Here is a 1,798-nt window from a genome sequence, read left to right as displayed (position 1 = left end):
ATCTACAACACAGGAATCACCGGCACAGCCCCTCGGAACGGTCCCCCGGATTCCGCTTGAAATCGCAGGTCGCGGGCGCGCAGGCGTATCCGCCGGTCAGCCGGGACAAGCGGTTTCTAAGAATGTCCTTAAAGCCCGCTGTGCAACCCTGACGCTTGCCTCGGCGTCTCATAGACGACCGAGAAACCGCGCCTGACCAATACGGCAGGGGGTAACCGAGCACAGCGGAGGATTGAGGAGCGGATGGCACAGGAGAGCAACAGCGGGCAAGGCGCGGGCCACCGCCGCCGCGCCCGTGGCCGCCGCCGCAAGGCGCGCAGCCCGCGCCGCAAGGCGCTGCTGATCACCGCCTGGATAGCCGCCGGCCTGGTACTGCTGGGCGGTGGCGGTCTCGGCTTTCTCTACTTCAAGTTCAATGGGAATCTGACCGGCGTCGACATCAACGCCGCCCTCGGCACGAACCGCCCCGAGAACATCGACAACGGCTCGCAGGACATACTCGTGCTCGGCTCCGACTCGCGGGCCGGGGCGAATGGCAAATACGGCAAGGACGAGGGCAGCGCCCGCTCCGACACCGCGATGATCGTGCATGTCTACAAGGGCCATAAGACGGCCAGCGTTGTTTCCATACCGCGTGACACGCTCGTATCCCGACCGGAATGCAAGGCGCCGGACGGCACGACTACGCCGCCCGTCAAGAGCGCCATGTTCAACGACTCCTACTCCGTCGGCGGACCGGCCTGTGCGGTCAAGACCGTCGAGCAGATGACCGGCATCCGCATGGACCACTACCTGGAAGTCGACTTCGCCGGCTTCCAGAAGCTCATCGACGAGCTCGGCGGCGTCAAGATCACCACCACCAAGCCGATACACGACAAGGACAGCCACCTCGACCTCGCGGCGGGCACCCACACGCTCCACGGCGAGCAGGCGCTCGGGCTGGTACGGACCCGGCACGGCGTCGGCGACGGCAGCGACCTCGGCCGGATCAAGCTCCAGCAGGCGTTCATCAAGGCGCTGCTCGACCAGATGAAGTCGATCGGCCTGTTCACCAGCCCCGGCAAGCTGTACGGGATCGCCGACACCGCCACCTCGGCGCTGACCACCGACTCCGACCTGGCCTCCGTCAACAAGCTGCTGGACTTCGCGAACGGCCTCAAATCCATCGGCTCCGGCGACATGCGGATGGTGACGCTGCCCGTCACCTACGACGCCAGCGACCCCAACCGGGTCGTGCCGCTGGACTCCAAGGCGAGCCGGATCTGGCAGGCGCTCCACGACGACCAGCCGATCCCCGAGGACGCCGTCAAGGGCTCCGCGGGCGACAAGACCGGCGCCGACGACGTGGTCAAGTGAGGGTCCGGCGTACCGGCCCGCGGCGCGGTCTGGCGGCGGGGCAGGCGGCGGGACGGGCGTACGCGCGGCGCGGGTGCGGCGGCGGTCCGTACGCCCCCGCGCACCGGCCCGGCGGGGCCCGGGAATATCCGGGCCCGCACCCCGGTTTTGGGGTATGCGGCCAGTACTGGCAAACTGGTCCGCTGGTCCCGGTTCACGTAAGGCAATCCCGCCTCTACGACCCGGCACCCTCCCGAACCTAGGAGCACCCCTTGAAGCGCGACATCCACCCGGAATACATCGAGACCCAGGTCAGCTGCACCTGCGGCGCCTCCTTCACCACGCGTAGCAGCTCGGTCACGGGCGGCACCATCCGTGCCGACATCTGCTCCGAGTGCCACCCGTTCTACACGGGCAAGCAGAAGATCCTCGACACCGGTGGCCGTGTGGCGCGGTTCGAGGC

2 protein-coding genes are annotated in these 1,798 nt (G+C 67.7%); both read left to right on the top strand.

What is annotated here, in order from left to right; genetic code table 11:
• The first annotated feature begins 243 nt into the window (after window positions 1-243).
• Entirely contained in the window at window positions 244-1,356 is a 1,113-nt protein-coding gene (locus ACFU99_RS42540; protein WP_384403855.1) for an LCP family protein, read from the top strand.
• Window positions 1,357-1,607: 251 nt separating this feature from the next.
• Window positions 1,608-1,798 (top strand): 50S ribosomal protein L31 (gene rpmE, locus ACFU99_RS42535; RefSeq protein ID WP_384403852.1); only part of this gene is annotated, 191 nt, incomplete at its 3' end.

It is taken from the genome of Streptomyces sp. NPDC057654 (assembly GCF_042800135.1).
GTDB lineage: Bacteria > Actinomycetota > Actinomycetes > Streptomycetales > Streptomycetaceae > Streptomyces.
Note: the sequence above shows the minus strand (reverse complement) of the source record. Positions and strands in the feature narration are given on the sequence as shown.